This is a genomic window from uncultured Sphingomonas sp. (assembly GCF_913062585.1).
In the GTDB taxonomy this organism is placed as follows: Bacteria; Pseudomonadota; Alphaproteobacteria; order Sphingomonadales; family Sphingomonadaceae; genus Sphingomonas.
The window spans coordinates 85,554-100,318 of sequence record NZ_CAJXWX010000001.1; the positions used below are offsets into that span (position 1 = coordinate 85,554).

General features: G+C 66.7%; 8 protein-coding genes and 1 tRNA gene. 5 read left to right on the plus strand and 4 right to left on the minus strand.

The window, feature by feature from the left end; genetic code table 11:
* Positions 1-204: 204 nt before the first annotated feature.
* Positions 205-1,416, minus strand: coding sequence for a D-mannonate dehydratase ManD (gene manD / locus QZ546_RS00360; RefSeq protein ID WP_294232915.1), 1,212 nt, complete (start codon positions 1,414-1,416; stop codon positions 205-207).
* A 192-nt stretch (positions 1,417-1,608) separates the two neighbouring features.
* Between manD and QZ546_RS00365 the strand changes: the two genes are divergently transcribed.
* A complete protein-coding gene (locus QZ546_RS00365) occupies positions 1,609-3,702 on the plus strand; it encodes an alpha-glucuronidase family glycosyl hydrolase (protein WP_294232920.1) in 2,094 nt (697 codons plus the stop codon).
* Positions 3,703-4,417: 715 nt separating this feature from the next.
* Positions 4,418-7,549, plus strand: a complete 3,132-nt coding sequence (locus QZ546_RS00370) for a TonB-dependent receptor (RefSeq protein ID WP_294232923.1) — start codon at positions 4,418-4,420, stop codon at positions 7,547-7,549.
* A 136-nt stretch (positions 7,550-7,685) separates the two neighbouring features.
* Here QZ546_RS00370 and QZ546_RS00375 read toward each other — a convergent pair whose 3' ends face one another.
* Positions 7,686-10,631, minus strand: a complete 2,946-nt coding sequence (locus tag QZ546_RS00375; protein WP_294232925.1) for a TonB-dependent receptor — start codon at positions 10,629-10,631, stop codon at positions 7,686-7,688.
* A 527-nt stretch (positions 10,632-11,158) separates the two neighbouring features.
* Here QZ546_RS00375 and QZ546_RS00380 point away from each other — a divergent pair.
* On the plus strand, positions 11,159-12,157 hold the full coding sequence (locus QZ546_RS00380) for a YXWGXW repeat-containing protein (protein ID WP_294232928.1): 999 nt from the start codon (positions 11,159-11,161) through the stop codon (positions 12,155-12,157).
* A gap of 94 nt (positions 12,158-12,251) precedes the next feature.
* Complete coding sequence (locus tag QZ546_RS00385) at positions 12,252-12,707, plus strand: DUF3429 domain-containing protein (RefSeq protein WP_294232931.1); 456 nt, start codon at positions 12,252-12,254, stop codon at positions 12,705-12,707.
* Here the strand turns inward: QZ546_RS00385 and QZ546_RS00390 are convergent.
* Positions 12,704-12,847: a hypothetical protein gene (locus tag QZ546_RS00390; RefSeq protein WP_294232934.1), complete on the minus strand. Its 144-nt coding sequence runs from the start codon at positions 12,845-12,847 to the stop codon at positions 12,704-12,706. The genes QZ546_RS00385 and QZ546_RS00390 overlap by 4 nt on opposite strands.
* An 85-nt stretch (positions 12,848-12,932) precedes the next feature.
* On the opposite strand from QZ546_RS00390, the gene QZ546_RS00395 reads away from it, so the two are divergent.
* Positions 12,933-13,007, plus strand: a tRNA-Thr gene (locus QZ546_RS00395).
* Between the two features lie 165 nt (positions 13,008-13,172).
* On the opposite strand, the gene QZ546_RS00400 is transcribed toward QZ546_RS00395, so the two are convergent.
* Complete coding sequence (locus tag QZ546_RS00400) at positions 13,173-14,609, minus strand: efflux transporter outer membrane subunit (RefSeq protein ID WP_294232937.1); 1,437 nt, start codon at positions 14,607-14,609, stop codon at positions 13,173-13,175.
* Between the last annotated feature and the right edge of the window lie 156 nt (positions 14,610-14,765).

Sequence of the window (14,765 nt, forward strand, 5' to 3'; positions counted from 1 at the left end):
CCAATGGATATTCAGGCTTCACAGCGCTTATTCCTCCCCTGCAAGGGGAGGGGGACCATGCGCAGCATGGTGGAGGGGTGTCGCCGGTCGAGAGCGTTGACCCACCTCTCAGGCCGGGACACCCCTCCGTCAGGTCTATGGCCTGCCACCTCCCCTTGCAGGGGAGGAATGACGTGAACGTCGATCAGCCCCAGATCGCTCACCTCACCAGCTCCACAATGTGCCGTCCTCCAGCCGGTTCACCGGCAGATAGGCACGCTTATAGGGATAGGTCGCGGCCAGATCCTCGTCCAGCTCGACGCCCAGCCCGGGCGCATCGCCGGGGTGCATCATGCCGTCCTCGAACCGGTAATGATGCGGGAAGACCGCGTCGGTTTCCTCGGTGTGCGGCATATGCTCCTGGATGCCGAAATTGGGCACCGACAGGCCGAAATGCAGCGCCGCCGCCATGGTGACGGGCGACAGGTCGGTCGCGCCGTGGCAGCCGGTGCGCACCTGATACAGGTCGGCGAGCCCCGCGATCCGGCGCAAATGGGTGAGCCCACCCGCATGGACGACGGTGGCGCGGATATAGTCGATCAGCTGGTTCTCGATCAGATGCTTGGTATCCCAGATCGAGTTGAACACCTCGCCCACCGCCAGCGGGGTGGTGGTGTGCTCGCGGATCAGGCGGAAGGCGTCCTGATTTTCCGCCGGAGTCGCATCCTCGATCCAGAAGGGGCGATAGGGCTCCAGATCCTTGCCCAGCCGCGCCGCTTCGATCGGGGTCAGCCGGTGGTGCACGTCGTGGAGCAGATGCACGTCCCAGCCCAGCGCCTCGCGCGCCGCCGCGAACAGTTCGGGGACGACGCGCAGATATTTCTCGGTCGACCAGACGCTTTCGCTGGGCAGGTCGGCATCGGCGGGTTCGTAGCGCTGGCCCGCCTTGGCAACACCATAGGTGGAGGCCAGGCCCGGCACGCCGCATTGCAGGCGGATCGCGCGGTACCCTTCGTCCCGGTGCGCGATGGCGGTAGCGATCGTGTCCTCGATGGTCGTGCCATTGGCATGGCAATAGACCAGACACGCCTCGCGCGAGGCGCCGCCGAGCAGCTGATAGACGGGCAGCCCGGCAATCTTGCCCTTGATGTCCCACAGCGCCATGTCGACCGCCGCGATCGCGGTCATCGTCACCGGCCCGCGCCGCCAATAGGCACCCTTGTAGAGGAACTGCCAGATATCCTCGATCCGGTGCGCGTCGCGGCCGATCAGGCAGTGGATGACATGATCCTGCAGATAGCTGGCCACCGCCAGTTCGCGGCCGTTGAGCGTGGCATCGCCCAGGCCGGTGGTGCCGTCGTCGCACTCGATCTTCAGCGTGACGAAATTGCGCCCCGGCGACGTGACGATCAGGCGGGCGGCAACGATCTTGGGCATGACGGATCCTTCAGGCGAAAGCGGGAAAGACCGCCGGTCGCGACGCGCCGGGCTGCGGGGTTCGTGGCTCGCGGGTCATGACGTCCTCTCCGGTTCGACAGCCATTGCCATGGCTTGCCAATTGGTCTGATAGCGGTAACGTGATGGCCTGACGCCGCCTTGTCAATCGGCGGCGCAGCGGGAGAGAATCGCATGAAGACACGGCACGCACTCAGGGCGGCGCTCGCCATATCGTTGAGCCTGCTGCCTTTTCCGGCGCTGGCCGAGGATGGCTATGCCCTGTGGCTGCGATCGACCGTGCCATCGGTCGGACAGATACAGGTCAAGCGGTTAGGCGAATCTGCGACGCTGGCGCTGGCGGAGACCGAATTGCGACACAGCCTCCCCGCAGGCACGCCGCCAATCATCGTCGCCACCGCCCAGGCCCCCGCGCTGCGTACGCTGCGGCTGCCCTTTAACGGGCTGGGCGACGAAGGCTATCTGGTCCGCAACGTCACGCTGGAGGGCCAGCGGGTGCTGCTGGTCGCGGGCAACAGCGATCGCGGCACGCTGTATGGCGCCTTCGCGCTGCTCCGCCATCTGGCGACGGGGGGCAAGGCGGAGAGCCTGGACCTCCGCTCGGCCCCCAAGGTCAGGCTGCGCGTGCTCAACCATTGGGACAATCTCGATGGGTCGGTCGAGCGCGGCTATGCGGGACAGTCGCTCTGGGACTGGTGGACGCTCCCCGATTTCAAGGACCCGCGCTATACCGACTATGCCCGCGCCAACGCCTCGATCGGGATCAACGGCACCGTCCTCAACAACGTCAATGCCAAGGCCGACAGCCTGACCGCGCCCTATATCGCCAAGGCGGCGGCGCTGGCGGACGTGTTTCGTCCCTGGGGTATTAAGGTCTATCTGTCGGTCAAATTCTCCGCGCCCATCGAACTGGGCGGCCTGAAGACCGCCGATCCGCGCGATCCGGCGGTCGCCGCCTGGTGGAAGGCCAAGGCGGACGAGATCTACCGCGCCATCCCCGATTTTGGCGGCTTCCTGGTCAAGGCGAACAGCGAAGGCCAGCCCGGCCCACGCGATTATGGCGCCAGCCATGCGGACGGCGCCAATATGCTCGCCGCCGCGGTGAAGCCGCATGGCGGCATCGTGATGTGGCGCGCCTTCGTCTATGCCGAGACCGATCCGGAGGACCGCGCGAAGCAGGCCTATACCGAGTTCAAGCCGCTCGACGGCAAGTTCGCCGACAATGTCCTGGTGCAGGTGAAGAACGGCGCGATCGACTTCCAGCCGCGCGAGCCCTTCCACCCACTGTTCGGCGCGATGCCCCGCACGCCGCTGATGATCGAGTTTCAGATCACCAAGGAATATCTCGGCTTCGCGACCCATCTCGCCTATCTCGGCCCGCTGTTCGCCGAAACGCTGGACGCCAAGACGGGCTGGAAGCCGGGCGAGACCGTCGCCGATGTGGTCGATGGACAGGCCGAGCATCACAGCCTGTCCGGCATGGCGGGCGTCGCCAATATCGGGCGCGATCGCGACTGGAGCGGTTCGACCTTCAACCAGGCGAACTGGTACGCGTTCGGCCGCCTGGCCTGGGACCCCGACCTGTCGGCCGAGCGCATCGCGCGCGACTGGGCCGAACAGACCTTCGGCACCGACCGCCAGGTGGTCGATACCGTGACCGCGATGATGATGGGATCGCGCGAGGCGGTGGTCGACTATACCGGCGCACTGGGCCTGGCCCATCTGATGGCGACCGGCCATCATTATGGCCCCGGTCCCTGGGTGTCCGAGCTGGCGCGGCCCGAATGGAACCCGGTCTATTATCACCGCGCCGATGCCGCCGGGATCGGCTTCGACCGGACCGCCACGGGCAGCGATGCGGTCGCGCAATATGCGCGGCCGGTCGCGAAGGCCTTTGCCCGGCCGGAGACCACGCCCGAGTCGATGCTGCTCTGGTTCCACCATCTGCCCTGGGATTACCGGATGAAGGACGGCCGCACGCTGTGGGAGGAGTTGGTCGCCCATTATGATCGCGGCGTCGCCTATGTCGCGGAAATGCAGCGGCAATGGGATTCCCTGCGCGGCAAGATCGACGCCGAGCGGTGGCAGAAGACCGCGACCTATCTCGCCATACAGGAGCGGGAGGCGCGCTGGTGGCGCGATGCCAGCCTGTCCTACTGGATGTCGGTCAACCACCGTCCGCTGCCCGCGGGGGTTCGCCCACCCGAGCATGACCTGGCCTGGTATAAGGCGCAGGCTTTTCCTCATGCGCCGGGGCAGGCGCATTGAGGGGCATGGAGGTATGCACCTGACCAGCGCACGTCCCTTTGGTCGGGCCGATCTAGGCTGAATGTATCGACCTGCCCGTCACCGAGGACGGATCGGCATCCAAGAATTCACCCCTTCTTCCCTCGCCCCTCGTAAAGGGGAGAGGGTTGCGCAGACTTGGTCTTTGCGAGAGCAAAGGCTTAGTCGGAGCTGGGTGAGGGGTGTGCGCTCGCTCCGCGAGCGCGCGAGCCTTCAGGCTCGCTCAACCCCTCACCCAAGCTGCGCTAGCCAGCAGGCTGGCAAGCTCCGCTAACCCTCTCCCCTCTGCGAGGGGCGAGGGAAAAAGAAGCGGTCCTGAATGTCGAAGCGACTTGGGCGCCCAGGCCAATCCCTTTTCACGCACGCTTTGGCGCACCTCCGGCTTCCATGCAAAATCCGCATACGCCGGCCTAACCAATTCGACTTGACTTCCTGACCGATAGGCCTGACGATAGCGCTATCAGCAAGCCGCGTCAGATGGCTTTGAGGGGAAGCGGAATGGTTTCCATGGCAGCATATCCGGGTCGGCCCGGCCTCGCCTCCTTATACGGGGGCGTCCGACATGCGCGCCCGCAGGGGGGCGCTACCATGGCGCGTGCCCGCCCCGCCCCATCTGTCGCCTGATCGCTTTTCATCATCATCGGAATGCCCCCGCCAAGCCGCGAAGAACGGCAGCGGATCCCAGAGAGGATTTGACATGAAGACCGTACCCCAAGTCCGTCTGCACCGTATCGCGCTGCTCTGTGCGACGGCCATCGGTGCGATGACCGCCTCCACCGCCTTCGCCCAGGCGGTGCCTCCCCAGGAACAGGCGGCCCCGGAACCGACGTCCCCGGCCGACCAGACGCAGGCCGGCCAGTCGCCGGACACGTCGACCGCAGACATCGTCGTCACCGGCTATCGCTCGAGCCTGGCCAAGTCGACCAACGCCAAGCGCGCATCGACCGGCTTTACCGATTCGATCTTCGCCGAGGATATCGGCAAGTTCCCCGACACCAATATCGCCGAATCCTTCAACCGCATTCCGGGCGTCACCATCACCCGCGACGTGACGGGCGAGGGCACCAACGTCGCCATTCGAGGGCTCGGCTCGAACTTCACCAACGTCACGCTGAACGGCGCGCCGATTGCGGTCGCCTCCTCGGGCGCGACCGACGCGCAGGGCACCGACCGCTCGGTCGACCTCAGCTTCTTCCCGACCGACCTGTTCACCAAGCTGACCGTGAACAAGAGCTATACCGCCGACCTGCTCGAAGGCGGTGCCGCGGGCAATGTCGACCTGCGCTCGGCCCGGCCGTTCGACCGCAGCGGCCCGTTCCTGGCCTATAATGTCCAGGGGTCGAACCAGTCGCCCGACGCCCGGATCGGTGCGCGCGGCTCGCTGATCGGCAGCTGGCGCAACGACACCTTCGGCATCCTGGGCGGCGTGTCGGCGCAGCGGCTGTTCACCGAGACGCGCGGGTTCGAGACGATCGGCTATACCAACCCCGCGCTGACCGCAGCACAGTGCGGCGCGACCAGCGGCTGCAACAGCACCGGCGGCGGCAACTGGACGATCCCCTCGGTCGTGCCGCAGGGCGCGGGCGCCGGGCTGGTCCCCGGCACGACGATCGACAGCGCGTTCCTGCTCGCCAACAATCCGGGCGCGACGATCCAGCAGATCGACAACGGCCTGCTGCCGCGCCTGGGCCGCGTGGCCGACATTCGCGGGCCCCGCGATCGCATCAACGCGATCCTCAGCGCCGAATACCGGCCCAGCGACGCGCTGCACCTCTATGTCGACGGCCTGTACGGCTTCAAGAAGAACGAGCTGATCCGCGAGGACATGGCCTGGATCGTGCGCAATGGCGCGGCGATCCCGACCAAGCTGACCTTCGACAAGTCCGATTGCAGCGCGGGCTGCACCGTGACCGGCGGCACCTTCGCCAATGTCCAGTTCTTCGACGAATTCCGCCCCTATACCGAGACGACGCACCTGTGGAGCGTCAATCCGGGCGGCGAATGGCAGATCGACGAGAAGCTCAAGCTGAACTTCCAGGGCAATTACGCCCGCTCGACCTTCCACCGCGAAAGCCCGACCGTCGGCATGACCACGCCGCTGGGCGTGGGCAACACCGTCACCTATTCCAACACCGGCGGCATCCCGACGATCACCAGCGGACTGGACCTGAACGATCCGAAGAATTTCGGCTGGTATGCGGGCAGCCGCGTCAACCTGCAGGACGAACGCCGCCTCAACATCAACAAGGGGTTCCGGGGCGACCTGACCTGGGGCGACTCCGCGCTGAACCTGAAGGTCGGCGGCGCCTATGACAACACGTCGCGTCAGATCCGTGGCTTCGACAACAGCCAATATTGGCAGAATGCGGTCTGCGGCAACAATCCCAACGTCTCGGTCCCCTCGCCCAACTCGCAGCCGCCCTGCGCCGGGCTGAACGCGCCGGGTGCCGCGCCTGCGGGCTATCCGACCTATCCGGGTTATGGCACCGGCTATACCTCGGGCATGAGCGGCCCGGTCAGCTATGGCGGTTCGCTGGTCCCCAACAGCGCGGCGCCCAGCTATCTGATGCCCGGGCCCGCCGGGTTCGTGACGGTCAACTGGCCCGCCTTCCAGAAGGCGACCAACTACCAATTCTATCATGACAATGCGCCGGAAAATGGCGGCGCGAACACCGGCGCCAGCGCAGGGTTCATCCGCGAGGTCGTGAAGTCGGCCTTCGCGACCATCAACGGATCGCAGGAGCTGGGCGGCAACACGCTGCGCTTCAATGTCGGCGTGCGCTACGTCAACACGATCCAGACGATCTCGGGCCGCGTCTCGCTGCCCGATCCGCGCAACACGACGGCGAATGGCGGCACCCTGCCCGATGGCAGCCGCTATCCCAGCCTCATCAACATCGCCCAGACGCGCAACGTCTATTCCGAATGGCTGCCCGCCGCGACCTTTGCCTATGACATCGGCGAACATGCCGTGGTGCGCGTCGCGGGGTCGCGGACGATGACCCGGCCCGATCCGTCGGCCCAGCTGCCGGGCGTGAATTTCGGCGCGCCTTCGGCCGACCAGGCCTCGATCGGCAATCCGGCACTGGCGCCCTATCTCTCGACCAATCTCGACCTCGGCTTCGAATATTATACCGGCCGCGAGGGCGTGATCAGCTTCAACGCGTTCCGTAAGTCACTCGAGGGCTTTACGACCACCGCGATCTCGACCGTGCCCTTCTCCAACCTGGCGCAGTACGGCATCACCTATGACACGCTGAACCCGACGCAGCAGATCGCGATCAATTCGCGCGGCGGCCCGACCCAGGCGCAGGTGCAGGTCACCTCGCAGGTCAACGTGCCCAACAAGCTGACCATCAACGGCCTGGAATTCCAGTGGGTACAGCCGCTCGACTTCCTGACCCGGTCGCTGGGCATTACCGGCTTCGGCTTCAACGCCAATGCCACGATCGTCGACCAGACCAGCAACGGCCCGGCCATCGCCTTCGGCGTCGCGCCCTTCACCTACAACATCACCGCCTATTACGAGAAGAATGGCGTGATGCTGCGCCTGGCGACCACGTCGCGCCAGGGGTCGCAGAACAGCGGCGCGGCGCAGAACGGCATCCCGGCCGCCGCGCTGTTCGGCACCGACTATACCACCTACGACTTCTCGTCGGCGTTCGACCTCGACAAGATCTTCGGCGTGAAGGGTGCGCCGCAGCTGACCGTCAACGTCGCCAACCTGACCAATGCGACGCTGCGCTCCTATTTCCAGTTCGAGAACGCGACCTTCACCCAGTACAAGCCGGGTCGCCAGTTCCTGATCGGCCTGCGCGGCACCTTCTAAGGGACGTCCCTCCTGTCCCCAGCCTGGGGGCCCCGGTGTCATGCCGGGGCCCTTTTTCTTGGGCACCGAAACGAAACCGGGGCCCTCCCGCGCGGTGCGGAAGGACCCCGGCCTCACCCCGTCAGGACGGCGGGGGTCAGAACTTCACGGTCGCGCCGACGAAGATCCGGCGACCCAGCACGTCATAGACGCCCGGATAGGTGTTGCCGTTGCCGAACAGGTTCAGCACGCCCGACGCCAGCGCCGGCGGGCTCTTGTCGAGCAGGTTGTTGGCCCCGATGCGCAGCGTCAGGTTGCGATTGACCTCGACCGCGCCGGTCAGGTCGAAATAGCTGTACGCTGGCAGGTGTGCGTCGATCGGATCTGAAGACGTACTGTTCAGGAAGCCGTTGCTCGACGTCGCCGAATTGTTGGTCGGGCCGATATAGCGCCAGTTGAGCGACAGGCTGGTCTTCGCGTCCGGCTTCCAGGTCACGCGCACGTTGTGACGCCACACCGGGGTCGGCTGACCGCAGGCATAACCGAACAGGCCCTTGCAGTCATAGCTGTCGCCGCCCGGCAGCGGCTGATTCGCCTGCTGGAACAGATAGGTGCCGAGGAAGTCGCCATAGAGACGGCCCAGGCCACCCAGCGGGATCATCACGTTGCCGGCGATGTCGAGACCCGAGGTCTTCAGATAGCCGGTGTTGAGCCTGGTCGAGGTGACATAGCCGGTACCGAAGATCGAGCCGGTCAGCGGATCGCGATGGAACAGCCCGCAATAATAAGGGTTGCCGGTCGAGAAGCACTGGCTGATGATCGTGTTCGTATCGATGCTGGCGATATAGTCCTTCACCTTGATGTTGAAGTAATCGACCGAGAAGGACAGGTTGCGGCCACCACGCGGCGTCAGGACGATACCGGCTGTATAGGTATCGGCCGTTTCCGGCTTCAGGTTGCGATTGCCACCCGATTGCCCCGTGCACTGGTCGGACGGGCATTCGATGACCAGGCGGCTGTTATACTGGGCGGCGGTGACGCCGGTCAGCTGACAGGCGCTGAGCGACGCGGTGGGCTTCGCACCGGCACAGGGATCGACCGCGTTGACGTTGCCCAACGACAGGTTGTCGAACAGCTCGCTGATATTGGGCGCGCGGATGGCGCGGTTGAAGCTGGCGCGCAGGCGCACCGGCTCGACCACCTGCCAGCTCAGCTCGCCCTTATAGGTGAAGGCGTTGTACTTCGACGAATAGCCGGTCGAACGCTGGTCGTTCTTGTACGCCGAATAGCGGAAGCCGCCATTCAGGGTCAGCGACTTGCCGATCGCCGAGTCCTGCGCGATCGGCACTTCGATTTCGCCGAAGCCCTCATTGACCGCGATGATGCCGTCCGAGTCCTGCGTGCCCGCCTGCTTGGCCACCTCGTCGCCGGTGAAGTACAGCGTCTCGCGCCGATGCTCGCCACCCAGCACGATGCTGACGCCGTCCTTGGCCCAGGGGCTGGTGATGCCGAAGGTGCCCAGGTCGCCGGTGATCGCGCCCGAGATGACGTTCAGGCCATAGCGGCCCCAGGTGCGGGTCGGCGCATAGAGATATTGCGCCTGCTGGCCGGTCAGGCCGCCCGCCTGGAAGACGTTGATCGGCGTACAGGCCGGGTCGGTGCCGTTCAGCACCGACTGGCAGACCGCGCCGCCCTTGCCGTCCGGTACGGCCAGCAGCGCCTTCTGCGCCTTCACGACGTTGACGTCGTTCATGTACATTTCGTCGTAATGCGCCGACGAGCGCAGCACGCTGAAATCATAGTTGAAGCCGTGGCCGATATCGCCGCGCACGCCGACCATCGAGCGGTAATAATGATGCTGCAGGTCGTCGCGACGCGGCAGGGTGCCGCTGCCGCCCAGGCGATAGCCGATCAGCGTGTTCTGCGTCGCGGACGTACCGGCGGCGGCCCCGCACAGCGCCTGCTGCTGGGCAGTGCTCATCAGCGGGTTGTTGCAGGTCACGGCATAGGTCTGGCCGAACCATAGGGCCGACGGCGCGACCTGCGAGAAGCTGCGGTCGTCCATATACATGTAGCTGCCATAGATTTCGGCGGCCTTGGACAGTTCCAGGTGCAGGAACGCACCTGCATTGTACCGGTCGTCGCTGCGCTGGAAATAGTTCAGCGGCGCATAATTGTAGGTGTAGCTGGAGTCGTACGGCACCCAGGTCTTCGACCCGTCGCGGTTGTTGGTCAGCTTCTGACCCGCCAGCGGACCGCCCAGCGGCGTGAAGGTGCCGAACGGCGTGTTGCTCGACCCGCCGCAGCTGAAGGTCGTCGAGGCGCTGTTGAGGGCGCAGGCCGACACGTCGCGCGTCGACTGGAGCACCGGATCGGTACGGCGATAGCCGCCATAGACGGTGATGTTCAGCCGCCCGTCGAGCATCGTCTTGCCGAACGAGGCGTTGATGTCCTGCTTGCCGCCATCGAAGACGTGCGACGGCGCGGTCTGATACCCGGCGCGCGACACGATTCCGCGCAGGAAGCCGTTGTCGTTGTTATGGTCCGCGATGCTGGTCTGCGCATCCAGGCGGAAGCCGTCGAGCTTGTCGCGCAGGATGAAGTTGACGACGCCCGACACCGCGTCCGAGCCATAGACGGCCGAGGCGCCGCCGGTGACGATATCGACCCGCTCGACGATCGCCGAGGGGATGAAGTTCAGGTCCAACGCCTGGGTCGGCAGCAGGCGCTGGCCGTTGACCAGCGTCAGGACGCGGTTGGCGCCGAGATTGCGCAGGTTGATCTGCGCGGTGCCGTTCGAGCCGTTCGACACATTCTCGTTCGCGTCGGCGGTGAACTGCGGCAGGCGGTTCAGCGCATTCTCGATATTGTTGGTGCCCTGAAGCGTCAGTTCCTGGGCGTTGACGGTGGTGAGCGGGCTGTTGCTCGTCAGGTCGGGGCGGCGGATGCGCGTGCCGGTGACGACCACGTCGTCCGCCGCCTGGGCATCGTTCGCCGTGTTGGCGATCGCGTTCTGCGCCGAGGCGCCGCTGGCCGTCACCAAACCGGTCGCCAGTGCAATCAAAGCGGCCGATCGCCGCCAATAGGTACCCTTAACCGTCACGTCCGCCCCCTCATGAGCAATAAAATTCCATGTCTCCCGCTTCGGTAAACTACATTATACGATATTCGGTCAATGGGTAGCGGTCACAGATTGGTCATAATGGCGGAGCGCTGTTGCCCGGATACATCACTCCGGCGGGACCAGGCGTAGCGCGGTCCCCTCACGGCCACAGGGAAAAAACCCAGTGCCGATCGCCATTCATGACGCTTGCCCCTTCCCTCTCCCCTCAGAGAGGGGCGAGGGAAGAATGGGTATGGCTGAATGTCGATCCGGCCTAGCGATCCCCAGGGGTGGCCGGTTTCGGGCCGATCGGCTCGGGTCCGGCCATTCGCCGAAGCCGAACCCGTAATGACCGGTCGTGACGTTGCGGAGGCCGTCATCTTGTCCATCGGGAAAGCGCGGAAATCGGCCGGGATGGCCATGGCCCGCATGATGGGGGCATGAACAATCGTCCATGGCCGCGGCATGTAATTTTCCGTTCAGCCGATCGACCGCACGCTCCTGCGCAAGCGTTCAGGAGGTGTGTCATGGCCCGTTTTCTTGCGATGGTCGGCGTTTCCGCGCTCGCCCTGTTGTCCGCCGCGCCCGCCGCGGCACAGGTCTCGATCGGCATCAGCGTCCGCATCGCGCCGCCGCCGCTGCCGGTCTATGAGCAGCCGCCGCTGCCCGGTCCCGACTATGTCTGGACGCCGGGCTATTGGGCATGGGACGATCTGGCGGGCAATTATTATTGGGTGCCGGGCGTCTGGATGCTGGCGCCGCGCCCCGGCCTGTTGTGGACGCCGCCCTGGTGGGGCTGGCAGGACGGCGCCTATATCTTTCATAGCGGATATTGGGGCCCGCATGTCGGCTTTTACGGCGGCGTTCCCTATGGCTTCGGCTATACGGGCATGGGTTTCCAGGGCGGCTATTGGCGAGGCAACCACTTCACCTATAATTCGACCGTCACGAACATCACCAATGTCCATGTGACGAACGTCTATCGCCAGAATGTCGTGGTGAACCACATCACGCGGGTCAGCTATAATGGCGGCCCTGGGGGCCTTGCGGTGCGGCCCACCCCGCAAGAGGCGATGGCGGCGCGCGAGATGCACGTCATGCCGAACGGCCGTCCCATGCCGCCCATGCGGCCGATGATCGCGGCACATCAGCCGCCCGGTGGATTCGGCGGTGCACGACCCCAATACCCGGTGGCCCGACCCGCCATGGCCACCGGCTTTGCCGCCCAGGCCATGGCAGCCGGCGCACCGATGCCGGTCGTCCATCGCGGTCATGGCGGACCCGGCGCGATGCCGCCGCAGCCGGCCCAGTTCCGCGCGGCGGGCTTTGCACGCAACGACATGGCTTGGCACGCGCCACAGGCCCCGCACGGCGCCCCACCGCCCCCCATGGGCGGCCATCCGATGCCACCGATGCGAAACTGGAGCGCCGCACCGCACGCGCCCCCGCGCGTCGCCTTCCACCCCGCGCCCCGGCCGCAATCGGCGCCGCGCGCACCGCATCCCGAGCATCACGAACGCCACTGAAGCCGGGTGTCCCCGTTCGCGTGACAGGGCGCATGAACCATTGCGCCCCGTCCGCGTATCGCTCGGCATCAACCGGAATGCCGTGAGGTGATGAATGACGTCCCGCCCCCTGCCCCGTCCGCCGCTGATCCTGGGCGCGGCGGGCGTGCTGCCGCCGCTGCTCTGCGTCGCCCTGTCGCTGGCCGATCCGACGCTCGCCTGGCCCGCGACGGTGGCGGGCGGCGTCTATGCCGCGCTGATCCTGTCGTTCCTGGGCGGCCTGTGGTGGATGGAGGCGCTGATTCGCGGAGAGGGGCGCACGGGGCCCTATCTCGCGGCGGTCGCGCCCAGCCTGATCGGCTGGGCCGTGATGCTGCCGCCGATGCTCGGCACCGGGTCGCTGGCGGGGGCCCTGCCGATTCTCGGGCTCGTCATCCTGCTGACCCCGTTGGTCGATGCGCGGCTGGGCGGGACGGTGCGGCAGATGCCGGGATGGTGGCGACTGCGATTGGCCCTGTCGACCGGCCTGGGCGGCCTGACGCTGCTGCTGGGCCTCATCGCCCCGCGCTAAGCCGCTCCGCCCTTTTCATCGCGCGGAGGAACGGCGGCGGGCGCGTCCCCGTCATCCGCCTGCCGCGCCTGCGCCTTGCGCCGTTTCAGATTCTCCCGGAGCGCCGCCGCCAGCCGCTCCGCGCGTTCGTCTTTCGCCATGACGATCCGCATAATCCTTCCAACAAGCGCTTGACAATGTCCGCCCAATCGTCTCTAGGCGCGCTTCCCGCGTCGAGACGCGAGTGCTGCCGTAGCTCAGTGGTAGAGCGCATCCTTGGTAAGGCTGAGGTCGTGAGTTCAATCCTCACCGGCAGCACCATTTTCTTCTGACATCCTCGCCTTCGGGCGCACCGGGCCCGGACGACAAGCGAAACGCTTGGCCGGGGCCTTTTATCGGCACCGGTCGGATCGCGATTCGTCATTTCTCCCCCTCCGAGGCCAGGAGGAGGGGTGTCCCGCTCGCCAAGAGCACGACACCCCTGTGTCAGGCGCCGCCGCCCAGCGCGCGGGCCAGGGCCACGCTGGCCGCCAGCCGCTGCGTCTCCAGCGCCAGTGCCGATTGGCGGTCGCGCAGCGCTGCTTCCTGGGCGGTCGCGACGTCGAGATAGGTCGCGGCGCCCTTGATATAGCGGTCGAGCGCGATCTGTTCGGTCTGGGTCGCCGAGACCACCGCCTGGTCCTGCGCGGCCTGCGCCTCGCCCAGATGGTGGAGCAGGGCCAGCGCATCCTCGACATCCTGGAACGCGCCCAGCGCGCGGCCGCGATAGTCGGCGGTCGCGGCTTGCCAGTCGGCGCGCGCGGCGGCAACCTCGGCGCGGCGCTTGCCGCCATCGAACAGGTTCAGGATCGCGCCCGGCCCGATCGCCCAGAAGATATTGGGCGCCGCGACCAGTCCGGCCAGCGCCGTGCTCTGAAAGCCCCCCGTTCCGCCCAGCGTGACCTGCGGGAAGAAGGCGGCCCTGGCCACGCCGATCCGTGCATTGGCCGCCGCCATCCGCCGCTCCGCCGCCGCGACATCGGGGCGGCGCGCCAGCAGCGTCGAGGGCAGGCCGACCGGAATGGCGGGCATGGTCAGCTGGCCGGTGCCGCGCGGAATCGCGAAGGTCGAGGCGGGCTGGCCGACCAGGCTGGCGATCGCATGTTCGGTGACGGCGCGCATGGCCTCCAGCGCGGCATATTGCGCCCGCGCTTCGCCCAGCAGCGCGCCTGCGCGCCCCACATCCATGCCGGTCGCGATGCCGCCCCGAAAGCGGTTGCGGGTCAGCGCATCGGCCTTGGCAAAGGCGTCGATGGTCTGGGCCAGCAGCGCCAGCTGCCGGTCCTGCCCGCGCAACTGGATGAAATCGCTCGCCAACTGCCCCTGTAGGGCCAGCTTCACCGCGGCCAGGTCATCCCGGCTCGCCTCCGCCAGCGCCCGGCCCGAGGCGACCGAGTTGCGCACCCGGCCCCACAGATCGGCCTCATAGGAAACATCGCCGCCCAACGTCGCGGCGGTGTAGAAATCGGGCTGACTGCCGCCGCGCAAGGGGCGCTCGTCCGACTGGCGGTTGCGGATCACGCCGGGGGTCAGCTCGACATGCGGGAACAGCCCCGACCGCGCACCCGCCAACGTCGCGCGCGCCAGGTCGTACCGCGCCAGCGCCCCCGCCAGCGCCGGATTGTCCGCCGCGATCCGCGCCTCCAGCCGGTCCAGCGTCGGATCGCCGAAGCCGGTCCACCAGTCGGCCCGCGGCGCGGCGCGCAGCGCGTCGGCGGGCTCCCACACCGAATCGCCCGTTGTCGGCATTTCCTTGAAGGCCGGGGGCGCGGCGATCACCGGCGGGTGATAGGCCGGCGCCATCGAACACCCGCCCAGCAGCGACAGCATCGCCCCCGCCGTCCAGCGGCGCAGCGCCCTGGCCCCGATCGCGCCTCGTCCCATTCCTCCCCTGCAAGGGGAGGTGACAAGCCGAAGGCCTGACGGAGGGATGTCCCGGTGGGAGGCCAGGCCCGGACTCGCAACCGGGTACACCCCACCACCATGCGAAGCATGGTCCCCCTTCCCTTGCAGGGCAGGAAAAGGGGCCGAGCCGCCTGG